This window comes from Mesorhizobium sp. M7A.F.Ca.MR.362.00.0.0, from assembly GCF_004023175.1.
GTDB lineage: Bacteria > Pseudomonadota > Alphaproteobacteria > Rhizobiales > Rhizobiaceae > Mesorhizobium.
The window spans coordinates 1-294 of the sequence record NZ_RZTF01000998.1 but is presented as its reverse complement, the minus strand read 5'-3'; the positions used below and the strand labels follow the sequence as shown (position 1 = coordinate 294).

The 294-nt window shown below is 35.7% G+C and carries 1 protein-coding gene; it reads right to left on the bottom strand.

Going from position 1 to position 294, the window contains the following annotated elements:
• A partial coding sequence (locus EOC06_RS38850; RefSeq protein WP_128310192.1) for a DUF1002 domain-containing protein occupies positions 1-294 on the bottom strand: 294 nt, incomplete at both ends.

The window sequence follows — 294 nt, the reverse complement described above, 5'->3', positions numbered from 1 at the left end:
CGCATCAACGAGACTTGCAAAAAATTCTTTTACTTTTGCAAGAAAACCTTGACCTTCTTCACTTTCAATAAATGCATTAAATTTATCTTTTGCATCTTGCAGCTGATCTCCAACCTGATTCCAGTTGATATCCAGCTCTTTAAGCTTATTGAAGAAATCCATCAATGTTTGCTTTTGAGTATCGCTTAACGAAATATTAAGCTCGCTTGCTGCATCATTGATGATTTTTTCCAGTTCAGCATCTGTCGACGGTTTATTTTCCGCGATTTTTTCTTTGATTTTTGCCATTAGTGC